The sequence below is a fragment of the Sphingomonas sp. PAMC 26617 genome (assembly GCF_000242835.1).
In the GTDB taxonomy this organism is placed as follows: domain Bacteria; phylum Pseudomonadota; class Alphaproteobacteria; order Sphingomonadales; family Sphingomonadaceae; genus Sphingomonas.
This window is the reverse complement of record NZ_JH594425.1, coordinates 3,570,261-3,590,632: the sequence shown is the minus strand read 5'-3', so window position 1 is coordinate 3,590,632 and position 20,372 is coordinate 3,570,261. Positions and strand designations below refer to the sequence as shown.

General features: G+C 67.2%; 15 protein-coding genes. 9 read left to right on the top strand and 6 right to left on the bottom strand.

Annotated elements, in window-relative coordinates; genetic code table 11:
* Positions 1-2: 2 nt before the first annotated feature.
* The 4 genes from paoC to RH91_RS15690 form a co-directional block, all read right to left on the bottom strand.
* On the bottom strand, positions 3-2,222 hold the full coding sequence (gene paoC, locus RH91_RS15705) for an aldehyde oxidoreductase molybdenum-binding subunit PaoC (protein ID WP_010163893.1): 2,220 nt from the start codon (positions 2,220-2,222) through the stop codon (positions 3-5).
* Positions 2,219-3,169 (bottom strand): FAD binding domain-containing protein, encoded by a 951-nt coding sequence (locus RH91_RS15700; protein WP_010163892.1) that lies wholly within the window; start codon positions 3,167-3,169, stop codon positions 2,219-2,221. Before RH91_RS15700 ends, paoC begins: the two co-directional genes overlap by 4 nt.
* Positions 3,166-3,801, bottom strand: a complete 636-nt coding sequence (paoA, locus tag RH91_RS15695; RefSeq protein WP_010163891.1) for an aldehyde dehydrogenase iron-sulfur subunit PaoA — start codon at positions 3,799-3,801, stop codon at positions 3,166-3,168. Before paoA ends, RH91_RS15700 begins: the two co-directional genes overlap by 4 nt.
* Before the next feature lie 207 nt (positions 3,802-4,008).
* Positions 4,009-4,617, bottom strand: a complete 609-nt coding sequence (locus RH91_RS15690) for a TetR/AcrR family transcriptional regulator (protein WP_029623953.1) — start codon at positions 4,615-4,617, stop codon at positions 4,009-4,011.
* Between the two features lie 137 nt (positions 4,618-4,754).
* Between RH91_RS15690 and RH91_RS15685 the strand changes: the two genes are divergently transcribed.
* The 8 genes from RH91_RS15685 (at position 4,755) to RH91_RS15650 (ending at position 14,620) form a co-directional block, all read left to right on the top strand.
* Positions 4,755-5,924 carry an efflux RND transporter periplasmic adaptor subunit gene (locus RH91_RS15685; RefSeq protein WP_010163889.1) on the top strand — a complete coding sequence of 390 codons (1,170 nt, stop codon included), beginning with the start codon at positions 4,755-4,757 and terminating at the stop codon, positions 5,922-5,924.
* Between the two features lie 5 nt (positions 5,925-5,929).
* Entirely contained in the window at positions 5,930-9,154 is a 3,225-nt protein-coding gene (locus tag RH91_RS15680; protein ID WP_010163887.1) for an efflux RND transporter permease subunit, read from the top strand.
* Entirely contained in the window at positions 9,151-10,656 is a 1,506-nt protein-coding gene (locus RH91_RS15675; protein ID WP_010163885.1) for an efflux transporter outer membrane subunit, read from the top strand. The genes RH91_RS15680 and RH91_RS15675 overlap by 4 nt, the downstream gene beginning before the upstream one ends.
* 89 nt (positions 10,657-10,745) lie before the next feature.
* On the top strand, positions 10,746-11,699 hold the full coding sequence (locus RH91_RS15670; protein WP_010163884.1) for an NADP-dependent oxidoreductase: 954 nt from the start codon (positions 10,746-10,748) through the stop codon (positions 11,697-11,699).
* Between the two features lie 47 nt (positions 11,700-11,746).
* Positions 11,747-12,106, top strand: coding sequence for a thiol-disulfide oxidoreductase DCC family protein (locus RH91_RS15665; protein WP_037479532.1), 360 nt, complete (start codon positions 11,747-11,749; stop codon positions 12,104-12,106).
* 15 nt (positions 12,107-12,121) lie between these two features.
* The gene (locus RH91_RS15660; protein WP_010163882.1) at positions 12,122-13,453 is read left to right on the top strand and encodes an ABC1 kinase family protein; all 1,332 of its coding nucleotides are present in this window, start codon (positions 12,122-12,124) and stop codon (positions 13,451-13,453) included.
* Between the two features lie 63 nt (positions 13,454-13,516).
* On the top strand, positions 13,517-14,008 hold the full coding sequence (locus RH91_RS15655) for a nucleoside deaminase (RefSeq protein WP_010163880.1): 492 nt from the start codon (positions 13,517-13,519) through the stop codon (positions 14,006-14,008).
* 24 nt (positions 14,009-14,032) lie between these two features.
* On the top strand, positions 14,033-14,620 hold the full coding sequence (locus RH91_RS15650; RefSeq protein ID WP_010163877.1) for a DUF4337 family protein: 588 nt from the start codon (positions 14,033-14,035) through the stop codon (positions 14,618-14,620).
* Between the two features lie 185 nt (positions 14,621-14,805).
* On the opposite strand, the gene RH91_RS15645 is transcribed toward RH91_RS15650, so the two are convergent.
* Both RH91_RS15645 and RH91_RS15640 read right to left on the bottom strand, forming a co-directional pair.
* The gene (locus RH91_RS15645) at positions 14,806-15,636 is read right to left on the bottom strand and encodes a type 1 glutamine amidotransferase (protein WP_010163876.1); all 831 of its coding nucleotides are present in this window, start codon (positions 15,634-15,636) and stop codon (positions 14,806-14,808) included.
* Positions 15,637-15,664: 28 nt separating this feature from the next.
* Positions 15,665-16,666 (bottom strand): SDR family oxidoreductase, encoded by a 1,002-nt coding sequence (locus tag RH91_RS15640; protein ID WP_010163875.1) that lies wholly within the window; start codon positions 16,664-16,666, stop codon positions 15,665-15,667.
* Between the two features lie 197 nt (positions 16,667-16,863).
* On the opposite strand from RH91_RS15640, the gene RH91_RS15635 reads away from it, so the two are divergent.
* A complete protein-coding gene (locus RH91_RS15635) occupies positions 16,864-20,274 on the top strand; it encodes an amidohydrolase family protein (RefSeq protein ID WP_010163874.1) in 3,411 nt (1,136 codons plus the stop codon).
* Positions 20,275-20,372 lie beyond the last annotated feature (98 nt).

Below are 20,372 nucleotides of genomic sequence, written 5' to 3'. Positions count from 1 at the left end.
TTTCAGGCCACCGGCGGCATCTTGTCGAGCATCTTGTCGAGCGTCACCGGATAGTCGCGAACACGAATACCGGTCGCATTATACGCCGCATTCGCAATCGCCGCGCCGACCCCGCACAGCCCGAGCTCGCCCACACCCTTTGCCTTCATCGGCGAGGTGGTCGGGTCGGTCTCGTCGAGGAAGATCACGTCCTGATGCGGAATGTCGGCATGGACCGGCACTTCATATTGCGCGAGGTCGTGGTTGACGAAGAAGCCGAACCGCTTGTCGACCGCGAGTTCCTCCATCAGCGCCGAGCCGACGCCCATCGTCATCGCGCCGATCACCTGGCTGCGCGCCGACTTGGGGTTGAGGATGCGACCCGCCGCACAGACCGCGAGCATCCGCCGGATGCGGACTTCGCCCGTATACATGTCGACGCCCACTTCGACGAAATGCCCGGCGAAGGTCGACTGCTGATACTGCTTGGCCAGATCGCCATAGTCGATCGTGTCCTCGGCAGTCAGCCCGGCGTCACCCGCGGCCTCGGCGAGCGAAACGCTACGGTTGCCCGAGCGCACCTTGCCGTCGGCGAATTCGACGTCGCCCGAGTTGAACCCGAGCTTCTGCGCAACCGCCTCGCGCAGCTTGACGCAGGCGGCATAGACGCCCGCGGTCGAGCTGTTCGCGCCCCACTGGCCGCCCGAACCCGAAGACACCGGCGAGTCCGAATCGCCGAGACGAACGACGACGCGGTCCATGTCGACTCCCATCATCTCCGCCGCGGTCTGCGCGATGATCGTGTAGGATCCCGTGCCGATGTCGGTCATGTCGGTATAGACCGTGACGACACCCTTGCGATCGAGCGAGACCTTCGCACCCGACTTCATGTTCATGTTGTTGCGGAAGCCCGCAGCCACACCCATGCCGACCAGCCACTTCCCGTCGCGGACCTGCGCGGGCTTGGCGTTGCGCTTGTTCCAGCCGAACGACTCCGCGCCGACCTGCAGCGCCTTGATCAGCTGTCGCTGCGAGAAGCGCCGCTCGGGCTTCTCGGGATCGACCTGCGTGTCGTTGGCGATTCGGAACGCGATCGGGTCCATGCCAAGCTTTTCGGCCATTTCGTCCATCGCGATCTCGAGCGCCATCAGCCCCGGCGCCTCGCCCGGTGCGCGCATCGCATTGCCCTCGGGCAAATCGAGCACCGCCAGACGCATCGATGTCATGCGGTTCGCGCCCGCATACAGCAGCTTGGTCTGCGAGACCGCAGTCTCGGGGCCGCCACCGGGGAGATCGCCCGAACCACTCTCATGCGCGATCGCGGTGATCTTGCCACTGCGATCGGTGCCGATGCGGATCCGCTGCGTCGTCGCCGGACGGTGCGTGGTGTTGTTGAACATCATCGGCCGGGCGAGGGCGACCTTGACCGGACGCCCAGCCGCGCGTGCGCCGAGTGCCGCCATGATCGCATCGGTACGGACGAACAGCTTGCCGCCGAAACCACCGCCGACATAGGGCGAGATCAGACGAACGTTCTCCTTGGGAATGCCGAGCGTCTTGGCGACATCGCCCTTGCCCCAGGCGATCATCTGGTTCGACGTCCACACCGTCAGTTTGTCGCCGTCCCAGCGGGCAAGCGAGGCGTGCGGCTCCATCATCGCATGGCTATGGTCCGGCGTGGTGTAGCGCGCGTCGAGCTTGACCGCCGCTTTGGCGAACGCGCCTTCAAAATCGCCGACCCGGTCGACCGGCGGCGCCTTGCTGCCTTCGCCGCTGTCATTGCCCTTGAGCGGGGCGATCTTGAGCGCCTCGTCGAGGTCGAACCGACCCTTGCCACGCTCGTAATCGACGCGAACGAGGTTTGCGGCAGCGCGTGCCTGCTCGAACGTCTCGGCGACGACGATCGCGATCGCCTGGTGGTAATGCTGGATCTCGGGGCCGCCGAGCAGCATCGCGGTGTTGAAGTCGCCCTTGGTCAGCTTGCCCGCCTCGGCCGCGGTGACGATCGTGATGACACCGGGGGCGGCCTTCGCCTCCGCCAGATGCATCCCGCTGATCCGTCCCTTGGCGATCGCCGCGTGGACGATGTAGCCATAGGCCGGGTTGGCGACGACGTCATGCCGTTCATAGGCATAAGGCGCGGTGCCGGTGGTCTTGAACTTGCCGTCGATCCGGTCGTGCGGCTTGCCGACGACCTTGCCCTGGTCAATCGGGTTCTGGCCTGCGGGGGTCGTGAACTTCATGCGCGTGTCTCCGCCAGCACCGCGGCGAGCGTACGCTCGACCAGCGGAACCTTGAATGCATTGTCTTCGGTCGGCCGTGCGCCCGCCAGCAGCGGGGCGACCACTGCCTTGGAGCCGTTACGCAACTGCCCATCGGCGGCATCGACCCGCCACGGACGCGGTGCGATCCCGCCGATCGCGACGCGACCGCTGCCGTCCGGCTGGACGATCGCCGCGACCGATACGAGCGCATAGGCGTACGATGCACGGTCACGCACCTTGCGGTACGTGTGCGTCCCGCCGAGCGGCTTGGGCAGCGTCACCGCGGTGATCAGTTCGCCACGCTGCAAGGCGTTCTCGATATGCGGGGTGGTGCCGGGCAACTGATGGAAGTCCGCGATCGGAATGGTCCGTGCCTGACCGGTCGCGTTGATCGTCTCGATCTTCGCGTCGAGCAGCCGCATCGCGACCGCCATGTCGCCGGGATAGGTCGCGATGCACGCATCGCTCGTTCCGATGATGCCGAGCTGGCGGCTGTAGCCACCGAGCGCGGCACAGCCCGAGCCGGGCTTGCGCTTGTTGCATGCCTGGTTGGTGTCGTAGAAATACGGGCAGCGCGTCCGCTGGAGCAGGTTGCCGGCAGTCGTTGCCTTGTTGCGCAACTGGCCCGAGGCCCCCGCGACGATCGCGCGGCTGAGCACGCCATAATCGCGGCGAACCCGCGCGTCGGAGGCAAGCGCGGTGTTCGACACGAACGCGCCGACCCGAAGACCACCGTCCTGCGTCGGCTCGATCTTGTCGAGCTTGAGCTCCTGGACGTCGATCAGATGCGTCGGCACTTCGATCTCGAGCTTCATCAGGTCGAGCAGGTTGGTCCCGCCCGCGATGAACTTGGCGCCGGGCGTCCGCGCGACCGCTGCCGCCGCAGCGGCGGGGGAGGTGGCGCGTTCGTAGGTGAAGGGCTTCATGCGCGCGTCTCCGCAACTTCGGTCATGGCTTCGAGGATGTTCGAATAGGCACCGCAACGGCAGATGTTGCCGCTCATCCGCTCGCGCATCTCGGCGTTGGAAATGGGGGCCTTGGCGTTGAGGTCGCCGGTCACGTGGCTGGGCACGCCTGCACGGATTTCCTCAATTACCGCCACCGCCGAGCAGATCTGGCCGGGGGTGCAATAGCCGCACTGATAGCCGTCATGCTTGATGAAAGCCGCCTGCATCGGGTGGAGCTTGTCCGGCGTGCCGAGGCCCTCGATCGTCGTGATCTTGTCGCCCGAATGCATCACCGCGAGGCTGAGGCAAGAGTTGATCCGCTTGCCGTCGACGATCACCGTGCACGCGCCGCACTGGCCGTGGTCGCAGCCCTTCTTGGTGCCGATCAAGTGCATGTGCTCACGCAACGCGTCGAGCAGGGTCGTGCGGGTGTCGACCTCAAGCTCGCGACGCTTGCCGTTGACCGTCATCGCGATCTTCGCCTTGGCCGGCATCGCCTGCCGTACGGGGGTCTGCGCCTCGACCGCGGGAACCTGAGTCACCGCGACTGCGGCGGCACCGCCCGCCAGAATACCGCGCCGGGAAATCGCTGGGGATCCGCCGTCTGTCATTGCTACGCTCCGTATGTGCCCGGGACCGCTGGTCCCGGCTGCTGATGGTAGAGGATCGCCTCGAGAAAGCGTGGCGACCGCTGAAATTCTGGAAGGACTCCCGGTCCTGAGCCCGTATTTCGGGCCTCATGCCGCATAACGCCCTGAACCGCACGCGCGTTCCCGGCTGCCCGAAGCAATTGTCTATACGGTAATATACCGAGGCGATCAGGCCGGCGAGACGATGATCCGCTGCAGTTCGGAATCGATCAGGCCCCCGACATATCCCGACAGGCCGACATGATCGACATTGGGATCCGAGATCCGCCGGAACCACACCCCATGCCCGATCGCCATGATGAAATCGGCGAGGTGAAGCCGCTGCGGGGCCTTTGTCTCGCCCGGCGCCAGGACCGCCAGCGCGGTCAGGATACTGCCGCGCACGCGGGCGTCGACCCGGTGAACGATCGCTGCCACGCGCAAGTTGCGGGTGGCTTCGGCGATGGTCTCCGCCATCAGCGCGAAATCATCGTCGAGTGTCGAATCGTCCTCGATGAAGCGCCGGATCCATGTCCGCACAAGGTGAAAATCCTGCGCCTCGACTGCCAGGGCAAGCGCCTGCTCGTCGAGAAACACCCCGACGTCGGGTTCGACCAACGCGGCGATGATGTCCTCCTTGCAAGCGAAATCGCGATACAACTGGCCGACCTTGACGCCCGACTCGCTTGCGATCTGCGCGACTCCGGTGCCGTGGAAGCCATGCCGCGTAAACAATTGCCGCGCTGCAGCAAGAATTTTCCCGCGCCGCTCCTCGGCTTTTTCCAACCTTGATTTCAATGGTTTGCATCCGTTTATTCGAAGCGGCTGAATGGTCCGGGTCCCTTATAGCACTTGCTCTCGATCAACAGCAGAGGTAAGCGCGGCGCGGCAAACGTGAGTGATCGATTGCTCACACTCTAGGCATTGGAAGCATCGTGCGCAAATCCTCATCCTTCGCGGTCCTGACGGCCACCCTCCTTGCTGGCTGCGGCGGGAATGCCCAGCAGCAGCCCCCGGCACCGTCCGCGCCGCAGGTCGGCTATGTCACGCTGACGCCCCAGTCGGTGACGCTCAGCACCGAGCTCGCCGCGCGCACCGCCGCCTTTGAAACCTCCGAGGTTCGCCCGCAGGTCAATGGCTTGATTACTGCGCGGCTGTTCACCGAGGGGGACGAGGTCCGCGCCGGACAACCGCTCTACCGGATCGACTCGCAACCCTACCAGGCGCAGGTCGCCAGCGCGCGCGCCGCGCTGTCACGCGCCAAGGCGGCGATCGCCTCGAACGACGCGCTCGCGCGGCGCTATGGCGAGCTCGTCAAGATCAACGCGATCGCCAAGCAGGATTACGAGAACGCGATCACCACCGCGCAACAGGCGCGCGCCGACGTCTCGGCACAGGAAGCCGCGCTTCGCACCGCGACGATCGATCTCGGGCGTACCACCGTGCGCGCGCCGATCTCGGGGCGGATCGGCCGCTCGGCGGTGACGACCGGCGGTCTGGCGACGGCTTCGCAGACAACCGCGCTGAGCACGATCCAGCGGCTCGACCCGATCTATATCGACATCACCCAGTCGAGCGCGGCGCTGCTCAAGCTGCGCCAGCAGCTGCTCGCCGGCCAGCTCTCGCGCGGCGCTGGCGCGGCGCGCGTGCGGCTCAAGCTCGAGGACGGAACGACCTATCCGATCGACGGCGTCGTCAAGTTCGCCGACGTGACGGTCGATCCCGCGACGGGCAGCCAGACGATCCGTGCGCAGTTCGCCAATCCCAACCGGTTGCTGCTGCCGGGCATGTACGTCACCGCGCAGTTCATCGAGGGCACGCAGGCCAATGCACTGCTCGTCCCGCAGCGCGCGGTGAGCCGCGACGAAAAGGGCAATCCGGTCGTGATGATCGTCGGCCCCGGCGACAAGGTCCAGCCGCGTACGCTGACGGCACCGCGCACGATCGGCGACAATTGGCTCGTCACCGCCGGACTGAAGGCGGGTGACCGGATCATCGTCGAAGGCGCGCAGAACCTCCAGCCGGGGACGCCGGTCAAGCCCGTCCGCTGGCAGGCCAAGGCCGCGAAACCCGATGCTGCGGCTGCCGCCGCCAAGGGGCAGTAAAGCGCATGTCACGTTTCTTCATCGATCGACCCATTTTCGCGTGGGTCGTCGCGATCATCCTGATGGTCGCAGGGCTGATCGCGATCCGCAGCCTGCCGATCGCGCAATTTCCCTCGATCGCGCCGCCCTCGGTCAGCATTACCGCCACCTATCCGGGGGCTGACGCGCAGACGCTCGAAAACACCACGACCCAGATCATCGAGCAGCAGATGAAGGGGATCGACAACCTCCGGTATTTCTCGTCGTCGTCGAGCTCGGCGGGCACGGTCACGATCACGCTGACCTTCGAGCAGGGGACCGACCCCGACATCGCGCAGGTCCAGGTCCAGAACAAGCTCCAGGCGGCGACTCCCCTGCTCCCGCAGGAAGTCCAGCAGCAGGGCATTCAGGTCGCCAAGGCGACCGCCAACTTCCTGCTGATCCTCGGCGTCTATTCGGCCAATGGCCAGCATAGCGCGTCCGATCTTGCCGATCTGCTCGCCTCCAAGGTCCAGGATCCGCTCAGCCGGGTGAACGGCGTCGGCGATACCCAGTTGTTCGGCGCGCAATATGCGATGCGCGTGTGGATCGATCCGCTCAAGCTCAATGGCTATCAGCTGACGATCTCGGACGTCACCGCCGCGCTCCAGTCGCAGAACGCCCAGGTTTCCGCCGGACAGCTCGGCGCGCAGCCCGCGCCCGCGAGCCAGATGCTCAATGCGACCGTCTCGATCCAGTCCCGCCTCAACACGCCCGAGCAGTTCGGCAACATCCGGCTCAAGACCGACGTAACCGGCGCGGTCGTCCGCCTGCGCGACGTCGCGCGGGTCGAGCTTGGGGCCGCCGACTATGGCTTCAGCACGCTTTACAACGGCAAGCCCGCCGCCGGCATCGGGATCAAGCTTGCCCCGGGGGCCAATGCGCTTGGCACCGTGGACGCGGTCAAGGCGCGCATCGCCGAGATGCAGAAGACCTTCCCGGCCGACGTGAAGGTCATCTACCCGTACGATTCGACCCCGTTCGTGCGGCTGTCGATCGAACAGGTCGTCCACACGCTGATCGAAGCGGTCGTACTCGTCTTCCTCGTCATGTACCTGTTCCTGCAGAACTGGCGCGCGACGCTGATCCCGACGATCGCAGTGCCGGTCGTGCTGCTCGGCACGTTCGGCATCCTGGCGCTGGCGGGCTATTCGATCAACACGCTGACGCTGTTCGGCATGGTGCTGGCGATCGGTCTGCTCGTCGATGACGCGATCGTCGTCGTCGAGAACGTCGAACGCCTGATCACGACCGAACATCTCTCGCCCAAGGAAGCCGCGCGCAAGTCGATGGACGAGATCAGCAGCGCGCTGGTCGGCATCGCGCTCGTGCTCTCCGCGGTGTTCTTGCCGATGGCGTTCTTCGGCGGGTCGACCGGCGTGATCTATCGCCAGTTCTCGATCACGATCGTCTCGGCGATGGTGCTGTCGGTGCTGGTCGCATTGATCCTCACGCCAGCGCTCTGCGCGACGATCCTCAAGCCGCACGATCCCGATAAGGCCGAGGGGAAGGGCCCGCTCGCGCGCTTCTTCCGCTGGTTCAACAAGACGTTCGATCGCGGCACCGCGCGGTACGAGAAGGGTGTCCGCGCGACCGCGCACCGCTGGGGCCGGTCGATGATCGTCTTCGCGCTGATCGCCGGCGTGATGGCACTGCTGTTCGTCCGCCTGCCGACGGGCTTCCTGCCCGACGAGGATCAGGGCTCGGTGATCGCGCTGGTGCAGGGCCCGTCCGGCGCCACCACCGCACGCACCGACGAGGGGCTTGCGCAGGTCCGCGACTATTTCATGAACACCGAGAAGGCGAACGTCGAAGGCGTCTTCACGATCAGCGGCTTCAGCTTTGCGGGTGCGGGGCAGAATGCGGGCCTTGCGTTCGTTCCGTTGAAGAGCTGGGACAACCGGTCGGGTGCCGCCAACAAGGCGCAGGCGATCGCCGGGCGTGCGATGGGGACGTTCTCGCAATTCCACGACGCGATGATCTTCGCGATCGTCCCGCCTGCGGTGCAGGAACTCGGCAACGCCACCGGCTTCGATCTTCAGCTCGTCGACACATCGGGCATGGGGCACGAGAAGCTCGTCCAGATGCGCAACATGCTGCTTGGCATGGCGATGAAGGACAAGCGGCTCGCGCAGGTCCGCCCGATGGCGCTGGAGGATGCGCCACAGCTCAAGATCGACGTCGATCAGGACAAGGCCCGCGCGCTCGGGCTCGATCTGGGCGAGGTCAACAGCACCATCTCGACCGCCTGGGGCAGCCAGTATGTGAACGATTTCATCGACCGCGGCCGCGTCAAGCGCGTCTTCGTCCAGGCCGATGCGCCGTTCCGCCTCAAGCCCGAGGACCTCGACAAATATTACGTCCGGGGGACGAACGGCGCGATGGTCCCGTACAGTGCCTTCACGACGCTGCGCTGGACGCAGGCGCCGGTGCAGCTGACCCGCTACAACGGCCAGCCCGCCATGGAATTGCAGGGCGGGTCCGCGCCCGGCGTCAGCAGCGGTGCCGCGCTCGCCGCAATGGCGGAACTCCAGGCCAAGCTCCCACCGGGCACGTCACTCGAATGGACCGGACTGTCCTATGAGGAGAAGCTTTCGGGCGGTCAGGCACCCGCGCTGTACGGCTTGTCGCTGCTGATCGTCTTCCTCTGCCTTGCGGCGTTGTACGAAAGCTGGTCGGTGCCGATCTCGGTACTGCTGGTGGTGCCGCTGGGCGTGGTCGGCGCGTTGCTCGCGGCGATGCTGACGGGGCTCAACAACGACATCTACCTGCAGGTCGGGTTGATCACGACGATCGGCGTATCGGCGAAGAACGCGATCCTGATCGTCGAATTCGCCGAGGAACGGATGCGGGAAGGGATGAACGCGTTCGACGCCGCCATCGCCGCGGCACGAATCCGGTTGCGACCGATCCTGATGACCAGCCTCGCGTTCATCTTCGGCGTGATGCCGCTGGCGATCTCGACCGGCGCGGGCGCTGGCGGACAGAATGCGATCGGTCGCGCCGTCGTCGGCGGGATGCTGAGCGCGACCGTGCTCGGGATCTTCTTCATCCCGATGTTCTTCGTCGTGGTCCGCGCGCTGTTCGCAGGTCGCAAGAAGAAGCCGTCGGACGACCCGGAGCGGCGCGGAGACGGGGACACGGCCAATGGCCCGCCCGCGCCGAACACCGCCCCGAACACTGCCCCTAACACTGGGCCGCAGGGAGCATGAGCATGACGATCACGATCCGCACCGCCGCCGCGCTGCTCGCCAGCGTCGCGCTGGCAGGCTGCAACCTCGCGCCCGACTATGCCCGGCCGCACGGTGCGATTCCCGCCACCCTGCCGCAGGGCGGGCCGTATCCCGCCGCACCGACCGATGCGCCGGACGTCAGCAAGATCGGCTGGAAGACGTTCTTCACCGATCCGAAATTGCGTGACGTGATCGCGCTTGGTTTGGAGAACAACCGTGATCTGCGGCTGGCGGCGGCGAACGTCTTGCAGGCGCGCGCACAATATAAGGTCCAGCGCGCAGACCAGTTGCCGACGGTCAACGCCAACGGCTCGGCCTATTACGCCAACGCCCTGGGCGCTTCGACGTCCGGTGCGGGCGGGGTCGGCGGGGTCGGAACGGGAACCGGGACCGGCACCGGCACCGGTACCGGTACCGGGACTGGCACCGGCACTACGACGACAAGCAGCTCGAACCTGGAATTCTATTCCGCGAACGTCGGCATTTCGTCGTTCGAGCTCGATCTGTGGGGGCGGTTGCGCAACCTCAGCCAGGCCGCGCTCCAGCAATATTTCGCGACCGAGGAAGCGCAGCGCTCGACCCGGATCAGCCTGATCTCCGAAATCGCCTCCGCCTATCTGACGCTGGCGTCGGACCAGGAGTTGCTCGCGGTCTCGGAGGAGACGCTCAAGAGCTTCGACCAGTCGCTCCAGCTCACCCGCGCGCAGTTCCGGATCGGCACCCAGTCCGAACTGGTCGTACGCCAGGCCGAGACCAATTACGAAGCCGCCGCGAACGACATCGCCACGCGCCGCGCGTTGATCGCGCAAGATCGCAACGCGCTCGACCTGCTCGTCGGCACGACCACGCCCGCCAGCCTGCTGCCGGGCACGCTTGGCACGGTCGACCGGACGTTGAGCGTCATTCCGGGGAACGTGGAGTCCTCCGTGCTGCTGCGCCGCCCCGACGTGTTGCAGGCGGAGCATCAGTTGATCGCGCAAAACGCCAATATCGGCGCGGCGCGCGCGGCGATGTTCCCGACGATCTCGCTCACGACCAGCTTCGGCACCGTCAGCAGCGCGCTGACCGGCCTGTTCGGCAACAACACGCAAAGCTGGTCGATCGCCCCCGGCGCGACGCTGCCGATCTTCGACTTCGGGCGGCGCAAGGGCAACCTCGAGCTTGCGCGCGCGCAGGAACTCGGCGCGGTCGCGACCTATGAGAAGACGTTGCAGACCGCCTTCCGCGAAGTCGCTGACGCGCTCGCGACGCGCGGCACGATCGACGCACAGCTCGGTGCGCGGACCCGGCGCGCAGAAGCGGCGCAGGTCGGCGCGCGGCTGTCGGATGCGCGCTACCGGGCGGGGGTGGATTCGTTCCTGACCACGCTCGATGCGCAGCGCACGTCCTACAGCGCACGGCAGGACCTGGTGACGACCCGGCTCGCGCGCGCAACCAATCTGGTGACGGTGTACCGCGTGCTCGGCGGCGGGCTGAACTGACGGCGAGGGACGGCAAGGCGCCAATAGCGCGAGAACCATCGGCCGGGTGGGTCGTTGAGATTGCGATCCACCCCAGCACCGAGGTTCCCATGACCGAGACAGACCTTTCCCACGCCCGCGCCGTCCGGATCGAACGTTTCGGTGGTCCCGAGGTGATCGACCTTGCCGACGTTGCGGTCCCGGCACCCGGCGCGGGGACGCTGCTCGTTCGTACTGCGGTCGCGAGCGTCAACCCGGTCGACTGGAAGATCGCCGAGGGTAAATACCCGCCGCTTGGCAAGGACAAGCTGCCGATCGTCCTCGGCCGCGACCTGTCCGGGACGGTCGTCGCGGTCGGCGCGGGCGCGGACGCCAAGATCGGCGATCGCGTCTGCGCGTTCATCGATACCGATCGGGGCGGGCAAAGCACGCTCGTGATCCTCAAGCCAGGGGAAGCGGTCGCAGTCCCCGAGGGCGTCTCGTTCGAGGACGCCGGCGCGGTGCCGCTCGCCGCGATGACCGCGTGGCAGGGGCTGTTCGATCATGGCGGGCTCGAGGCGGGCCAGTCGGTGCTGATCCACGGCGGCGCGGGCGGCGTCGGGCACATCGCCGTTCAGCTCGCCAAGTGGAAAGGCGCGCGCGTCATCGCGACTGCCTCGGCCAAGGACCTCGATTTCGTACGGTCGCTCGGCGCCGATCAGGTCGTCGACTATAAGGCCGAGCGGTTCGAGGATGTCGCCCACGATCTCGACATGGTGTACGACACGCAGGGCGGCGAGACCCAGGATCGTTCGTTCGGCGTCCTGCGCAAGGGCGGCATCCTCGTCTCGACGCTCGACCCGAACGCGGCCAAGGCCGAGGCGATGGGCGTCCGCACGGTGCCGCGCTGGCACGCCTCGCCCGACGCGGCGGCGTTGCGGCAGGTGATCGACCTCATGGCAGCGGGGACCGTCAAGGTGACGATCGCCAAGGCATTTCCGCTCGACGCGATCCGCGACGCGCAGGCGTTCGCGCAGCACGAGCATCCGCGCGGCAAGGTCATTCTGACGGTCGCGCCGGACTGATCGCACCAGCCCTAACGATCCCGACGCACCGCCCCCATATGCGATCGATGCAAGACCTGACGATCTGGTTCGATGGAGGGTGCCCGCTGTGTCGGCGCGAGATTGCGCTGATGCAGCGGCTCGACCGCGCAGGCGCGATCCGCTTCGTCGACGTGGCGGGGGCGGAACCCGCGAGCTGCCCGATCGACCGGGACGCGCTGCTCGCGCGGTTCCATGCGCGGGAGAATGGCGTCATGCTGTCGGGCGCGGCGGCCTTCGCCGCGATGTGGCGCGCGATCCCGCTGCTCCGGCCGATCGGACTGGCCGCGCGCTCGCCGCTCGTGCTGGCGCTGCTAGAACGGACCTACCGGGTCTTCCTGCGGATCCGCCCCCGACTCCAACGCGCCGCGCGCCGGCTCGACCGCTGACATGAAGGACCCCAAGTGAGCGACGATCGCACCAAGGGCCGCGCCGTCCCGAGCGGACGACTGGCCCGCCTCGGCATTTTCGGGCGGATGGCGGGCGGGGTTGCCGGGAATGTGGTGGCGGAAGGCGCGCGTCGCCTCGCCAGCGGCGAGGTCCCCAAGATGGGCGACCTGCTCCTTACCCCTGCCAACGCTTTGCGTGTCGCGGACCAGTTGTCCCACCTGCGCGGCGCGGCGATGAAGCTCGGGCAGATGATCTCGATGGACGCGGGCGACATGCTCCCGCCCGAACTCGCGACGATCCTCGGGCGGTTGCGCGATAATGCCAACCACATGCCGCCACAACAGCTCGATGCGGTGCTCACCAAGGAATGGGGCAAGGACTGGCGGCGTCGCTTCGCGCACTTCCAGGCCCATCCGATCGCGGCGGCATCGATCGGCCAGGTCCACCGCGCGCGGATGCCCGACGGGCGTGAGCTTGCGATCAAGGTGCAATATCCCGGTGTGCAGGGAAGCATCGATTCGGACGTCGACAATGTCGCGACGCTGCTCCGGGTGTCGGGCGTGCTCCCCAAGACGCTCGACATCGCGCCGCTGCTTGCAGAGGCGAAGCGCCAACTCCACGAGGAAGCCGACTATCTGCGCGAGGGCGGCATGCTCGCGCGCTATGGGGAATTGCTCGGGGGGTCGCCGCAGTTCGTCGTCCCGGGGCTCCACGAAGACCTGACCACGTCGCACGTGCTCGCGATGGATTACGTCGCGGGCGTCCCGATCGAATCGCTCGAGACCGCGCCGCAGGCGATGCGCGACCGGGTGATGGGGCAATTGATCGACCTCGTTTTGCGCGAATTGCTCGACTGGGGGCTGATGCAGACCGATCCCAATTTCGGCAACTACCGCTGGCAGCCCGAAACCGAGCGGCTGATCCTGCTCGACTTCGGCGCGGCACGGGCGGTTCCGGCGGCGACCGCGGACGGGTATCGCGCGCTGCTCGTCGCTGGACTTGCGGGCGACGGCGATGCGGTGCGCGACGCTGCGGTCGCCGCCGGGTTCCTCGGCCCGGCGGCGGTGGCGGCGCATCGGCCATTGGTCGACCGGATGATCGGCGTCATCATCGGCGAACTGGGGAAGGCGGGGCCGTTCGACTTCGGCGACCGCGCGTTCGTCGGCGTGCTGCGCGACCAGGGGATCGACATGGCGCGCGACCGCGCGACCTGGCACATCCCGCCGGTCGATACCCTCTTCGTGCAGCGCAAGATCAGCGGCACCGCGCTGCTCGCGGCGCGGCTCAAGGCGCGGGTCGACGTGCGCAGCCTGGCCGAGGGGTATCTCGCGCGTCCGGCCGGGTGAGGGAACGGAACGCGCGCCAAGCCGCTTCACACCGAGCAACCCCGATGATGGCGAGGCCCTAAGATGACGCAGGATGACGAAAAGTGGATGCGGCACGCGATCGAGATCGCACGATCCAAGGGTTCCGATCCGTCGACCTCGCCGCTCGGCTCGGTGATCGTGCTCGACGGCAAGATCATCGCCGGGGAACGCAACCAGACGCATGAACTCCCCGATGCGACCGCGCATGCCGAGATGATGGCGATCCGCCGCGCGTGCGAGGCGACCGGCGAGCTCGAACTGCGCGGCGCGACGCTTTATTCCACGCTCCAACCGTGCGGCATGTGCACGATGGCGTCGATCTGGTCGAAGGTCGGGCGCGTCGTCTACGGCGCTGAAGCCGCGGACGTCCATCCGATGTATTTCGAGGCGCGGCATACAGACACGCTCGATTTCGTTCGCAACGCCTATCGTGACGATATCGTGTTCGAAGGCGGATGCCTTCGTGCGGAATGCGCCGAACTCTACTACGGACCCGACGATGACCTGCCCGAGGACGAGCAGGCCAACCTGTAATCCTCCTGCCGACCGGACGCATCGATGGAACCCGCTGACGCCAAGGACCTGATCGACGAAGCGATCGAACGCGCCGAGGAGAATGCGAGCGCCGCCGAACGCGTCGAACGCGATCGCGAGCGCCGGTTTCGCGACCGGATCTCGCTGATGGTCGGCGGCTTCGCGGTCGCGCTCGCGATCGTCCACATGGGCGCGGCGGGGGCGCAACGCGACAGCCTGCTCCAGGGCATCGCCGCGTCGGACAGCTTCGCCTATATGCAGGCCAAGATCGTCCGCGAAACCGTCCTCAAGACCGCCGCCGCGCAACCCACCGCCGCCGCCGCCGACCGCGCGGCCTGGGCGCACGAGGCGACTCGCCTGCGCACGCCGGATGCGGCGGGGCATGCGATCGGCCAGCTCGAAACCGCCGGTGCGCGCCAGCGCGAAGCGGGCGAGATCGCGGCGCGGCGCGGCGAAGGGTTCGAGCTCGGCGAAACGGCGTTGCAATTGGCGATCGTGTTGCTGTCGATCGCGATGGTCGCACGCTCCAAATGGATCGCGGGCGGGGCAAGCATCGTGGCGGCCGTCGGGGTGGTTCTGGCGGTTGCGGCGAGCTTGGGGTTTTTGCTGTAACGGGCGGGACTTGCCGTCGGCGTGGATTGCCGTTGCCTAGCTAGGGGCGGGTAGGCTGTCCGATCTGCCCGAGACGCCAAGCATCAAGCCCTATCGGCTGGCACCTCGGCCCGAACGCGCCCGCGACCGCCACCGTCCGATATCGACCGTCCACTGATCCGGGTGACTAGCAAGAACGTTGTCGCCTATCCCAGCCACTCCAGAAAGTTCGACAACTCGGTCCGGCGATGCGCCTCGATCGCGAACTCGCGGTCGATCCCGAGCGTCCAGTAGAGCGACCGGCGCTCCGGTTCGGCCTGCAACGCGTCCAGCTCGTCGGCGCGTTGCAGCACCGCGGCCTCGCTGCTGGCGAGCCCCGCTTCGATCAGGTCCGGCACCTGTCGCCGCAACGCCACGGCGATCTCGCCCGGTGTCAGTTCGGGGTGATATTGCACACCCCAAAACACGCCGCCGTCATGGCGGATCTCCGCTGCCTGAACCGTCGTCACGGCGTTGCTCGCGAGCAACGTCGCATCGTCGGGTAGCTGCTCGACCTCGTCGCCGTGGATGGCGGGCGCATCCCAGCTCGGCGCGCGCCCGGCGAGCAATGGATGGGCGCGGCCCGCTTCGGTCGGGGTGATCCTGCGCGCGATCCCCGCCTCCATCCGCTCGGGCATCCTGCGGACCTTGCCCCCGGCGGTCGCGACCGCGAGCTGCAGGCCGGCGCACGATCCGAACGACGGCGTGGTCGAGGCGAACACCCGTCGCATGAACGCGATCTGCCGCGCAACTTCGGGCGTGTCGTCATAGACGTGCAGCGGCGACCCGGTGACGAACACCGCGTCGAATGCGCGCAACGCCTCGACCGAATAGTGCGGCGCATCGTCGTCGGCGGGGGCGACGATCGTGATCTCCGCGTCGGGGCGAAGCTGCCGCAGTGTCGCGGCATAGCTTTCCCCCGCGCTCTTGCCCGCATGCGCGCGACGGGCTTCGCGTTCTTCGACCGTTTCGCTCTCGGCGACGAGGACCTTCAGCAACGGCTATCCTTCCGGGGACCAGGGCAAATCAGGCGCGACGGCGCGCCAGCAGGATTGCGGCGAGACCCGCCACCCCCGCCAGTGCGACCGCACCCATGGCGGCGGGGTGGCGTTCAGCGGCGGTATAGAGGCTGGTCTGGCGACCCGACTGAACCCCGGACCGCTCCTGGCCCAGCTGGACCGGCTCGAACAACGTGGTCGAGCGTGTCTTGGGCCGGGTCTTGTCCGACAGCATCGGGGTCATCAACCCGCCGAACCGGTCGAGCATGCCCGGGAAGTGCGTCCCCAGCAGCACCTGCAGGCGTCCCCCGCCGCCGACCGTGATGTCGCGCCGGACGTGTTGCGCGGCGTCGAGGATCGCGATCGCGACGAGCGCGGGGTCATAGACCGGGGGCGGGATCAGCGCCTCGCCGTCGACATGGTTGGCGGCATGTTGCGCGATCGGCGTGTCGATCCCGGACGGCTTGACCAGCGTCACCGCGATCGGCAGCGCATCGGCGGTCAGTTCCATCCGCAGCGCATCGACGAACCCCTTCACCGCATGCTTCGACGCGGCATAGGCGCTGAGGATCGGCGAGGGGATGTCCGACGCGATCGACCCGACCGTGATGATCGCACCGCCGCCGTCGCGCAGATAGGGCACCGCCGTCAGGGCGCCATGGACCGTGCCGAAGTAATTGGTGCGAAACAGCTTTTCATGCTCGTCGAGCGGCGTGTCGATCAGCTTGCTATAGATGGCGGTGCCGGCATTGTTGACCCAGGTGTCGATCCGCCCGTAGCGCGTCTTCGCCGCGGCGGCCGCCGCGCGGACCGCCTTGACGTCGCCGACATCGGCAACCGCGAAGATCGCGTCGCCGCCCTTGGCGGTGATCTCCTCGACCGCCTTGCGCAGCGAGGCTTCGTTGCGGGCGACCAACACTACCTTCGCGCCCTGTTCGGCGGCGCTCTTGGCGGTGACGAGACCGATCCCCGAACTGGCACCGGTGATGACGATGACCTGGTCGGCAATCGGTTTGAGCGTGATCTTCATGGCGCGGGCAGGCTCCGACGGGGCGATGATGGGGGGCGATGATGGACTGGCAAACGGTTGGCAGTTGGTTCGGGTCCGCGCGCGCGTGCGATAATGCCGCGCCGGCTTGGCGCGGTCGCGGGGTTGCTTCGCCCGGGCGCTTCATGGCAGCGTGCCGCTTTGGCGCGGTGCGCCGGGCTAAAATAAGTGGGGGCGGGATGAAATATCGGGTCACGGCGGTTCTGGCCGCAGCGTTACTGGCAGGCGAGCTTTTCGCGCAGGCGAAGCCAGCCCCCGCCGCGAAAGCCGCGCCCGAACAGACGCAAGCGCCGGAGAATGAGATAACCGAACCCACGCGTCCGGCGACCATCACCACGCCGCCGACGCAACAGACCAACCCCGCGCCCGTCCGCGCCGCCGTCGCCGCGAAAAAGCCACCGAAGTGGAACGTCGAGGCGCCGACCGGGCTGCGCACGCGCGAAGTCCCGATCAAGGTCGACAACGGCACCTGGATGAACGTCGACGTCTCGCGCGACGGTAGGCTGATCGCGTTCGACCTGCTCGGGGATATCTACACCATGCCGATCGCGGGCGGCACGCCGACGCGGATCGCCTCCGGTCTCTCCTACGAACACCAGCCGCGCTTTTCGCCCGATGGCAAGCGCATCGCCTTCACCTCGGATCGCGGCGGCGGCGACAATATCTGGATCATGAACGTCGACGGCAGCGACAAGCGCCAGTTGACCAAGGAGGATTTCCGCCTCCTCAACCAGCCGACCTGGTCGCCCGACGGGCGCTTCATCGTCGCCAAGAAGCATTTCACGACCGGGCGTTCGCTGGGCACGGGCGAGGTGTGGCTGTACCACGTCTCGGGCGGGGCGGGGGTCCAGCTCGTCAAGCGCGCGAGCGAGACGCTCCAGAAGGAACTCGGCGAGCCGATCTATGCGCCCGACGGCAAGGGGATCTATTACACCCGCAACGTCTCGCCCGGCCCGATCTTCGAATATGCGCAGAATTCGCGGACCGACCTGTTCAATATAGAGCGCTACGACATCGACACCGGGGAAGTGACCACGGCCGTTTCGGGCGTCGGCGGATCGGTGAGGCCGACGCCGTCGCCCGATGGCAAGCGGATCGCCTTCGTCCGCCGCGATCACGGCAAGACGACGTTGTGGGTCAAGACGCTCGCGACCGGCGACGAGCGTCGCCTCTACGACGCGCTCGACCGAGACGTGCAGGAAACCTGGGCGGTCACTGGGGTCTATCCCAACATGGCGTGGACCCCCGATAACAAGGCTGTGGTGTTCTGGGCCGGCGGTAAGCTCAACCGCGTCGGCGCGGACGGCGGCACCGCGCAGCAAATCCCGTTCCGGATCGACGATACCCGCGTGGTGATCGATGCGGTCCACCCGCAGATCGCGGTCGCGCCCGACCGTTTTGCCACCAAGATGCCACGCTGGGCGACGGTATCGCCCGACGGCCGCACGGTAGTGTTCGAGACGCTCGGCAAGTTGTGGACCAAGCCGGTCGCGGGCGGCGCCGCGCGGCGGCTCGTCAGGGGCGACGAGGCGAGCATGGAATTGTGGCCGAGCTGGTCGCGCGACGGGAAGACGATCGTCTTCGTCGACTGGACCGACGCGGCGCTGGGCACGATCCGCACTGTCGCCGCGGGCGGCGGCGCGGCGCGGGTGGTGACGAGCGCGGCGGGGCATTATGCGCGGCCGACCTTCTCGCCCGACGGGAAGACGATCGCATTCGAGCGTGGCGGCGGCGGCTATCTGACCGCCCCGCGCGGCGGCGGGGATAGCGGCGTGTACCGCGTCGCGACGACCGGCGGGGCGATCACGCGCGTGTCGAAGGACGGCAGCGAGCCGCAGTTCGGCGCATCGAACGACCGCCTTTTCATGCTGATGAAGGACAAGGAAAAACGCCAGCTGGTCAGCACCGACCTGACCGGCGAGGCGAAGCACGTCCATGCGACCGGCGAGCTGGTCAACGACTATATCGTCTCGCCGAGCGGCGAATATGTCGCGTTCCGTCAGAATTACCAGGGCTTCGTCATGCCGCTGCTCCCGGGCACGCAGGGCGTGGAGGTCGACAAGAAGGGCGGCCCGCTTCCGGCGACGCAGGTGAGTTCGGAAGGCGCCGACTTCCTCAACTGGTCGAACGACGGGACGCAACTCCACTGGAGCATGGGGCCGACGCTCTACACCGCGCGGACCGCCGATCTATTCCGGGTTGCGCCCGCGGACGAGGATGCGCCGAAATATCCCGCGCCCAGGACCGGCGTCTCGTTGTCGATGGATGTCGCGGCCGACAAGCCGACCGGCACCGTTGCGCTCGTCGGGGCGCGGATCGTATCGATGGCGAGCAAGGACGGCGGCATCATCGACGATGGCGTGATCGTCATCCGCGGCGACCGCATCGTCGCGGTCGGGTCGCGCGCATCGGTGCCGGTTCCGGCGGGCGCGAAGGTCGTCGACGTCGCTGGCAAGACGATCATCCCCGGGCTGGTCGATGCGCATGCGCACGGTATCCAGGCGGAGGATGACCTGATCCCGCAACAGAACTGGTCGTCGATCGTCAATCTCGCGATGGGCGCGACGACGATCCACGATCCGTCGGCGCGCGCGGCGGAGATCTTCGTCGCGTCCGAGATGCAGCGCACCGGCAAGATCATCGCCCCCCGCATCTTCTCGACCGGCGAGATCATCTACGGCGCCAAATCCCCCGAGGTCTATGCCGAGATCAACAGTTACGAGGATGCGCTGGCCGACGTGAAGCGGCTGAAGGCGGAAGGCGCGCACAGCGTCAAGAACTACAACCAACCGCGTCGCGAACAGCGCCAGATGGTCGTCGCGGCGGCTCAGGCGGAGCAGATGGAAGTCGTCCCCGAGGGCGGCTCGCTCTACGCGATGGACGTGTCGCTGATCCAGGACGGCAATGCCACGGTCGAGCACAATATCCCGGTCGAGCATTTCTACGACGACCTCGTCAGCCTGTGGAGCCAGACCAAGACCAACTACACGCCGACGCTGGTCGTGACCTATGGCGGTCCGGCGGGCGATCCATACTGGCGGCAGCATATGGACGTGTGGAAGCATCCGCTGCTGTCGCGGCATGCGCCGCCCGCGTTGCTCGAGGCGCAGAATGCGCGGCGGACGATGGCGCCCGAGGAGGATTACGTCGACGGCGACAGCGCGCGCGAGGCGAAGAAGCTCGCGGATCGCGGGATCCAGGTGTCGATCGGCGCGCATGGCCAGCAGGCCGGGCTCGGCCCGCATTGGGAGATGTGGAGCTTCGTCCGTGGCGGCTGGTCGCCGATCGAGGCGCTGCGCGCGGGGACGATCATGTCGGCGACGTCGCTTGGGTACGCAAAGGACGTGGGCTCGCTCGAGGTCGGGAAGCTCGCCGATCTGGTCGTGCTCGATGCCGACCCCACGGTCGACATCCGCAACAGCGACAAGATCAACCGCGTGATGCTGGGCGGGCGGCTGTACGATCCGCTGACGATGGACGAGGTCGTCACCGGCACCCGCAAGCGAGCGCCGTACTGGTGGGCAGGGACGAACGGCAGCGCGATGGGCTCGGCGTACACGATCGGGGACAGCGTGACGGGGGGCGACTGAGCGATCGGTTGGCGCGGTGCGGCGTCACCCCGGTTGTGTGCCGGGGTGACGGATCCTCTCGCCCGGGTTTTCCCGTCGAAAAGCCAGCAACGGGCGTA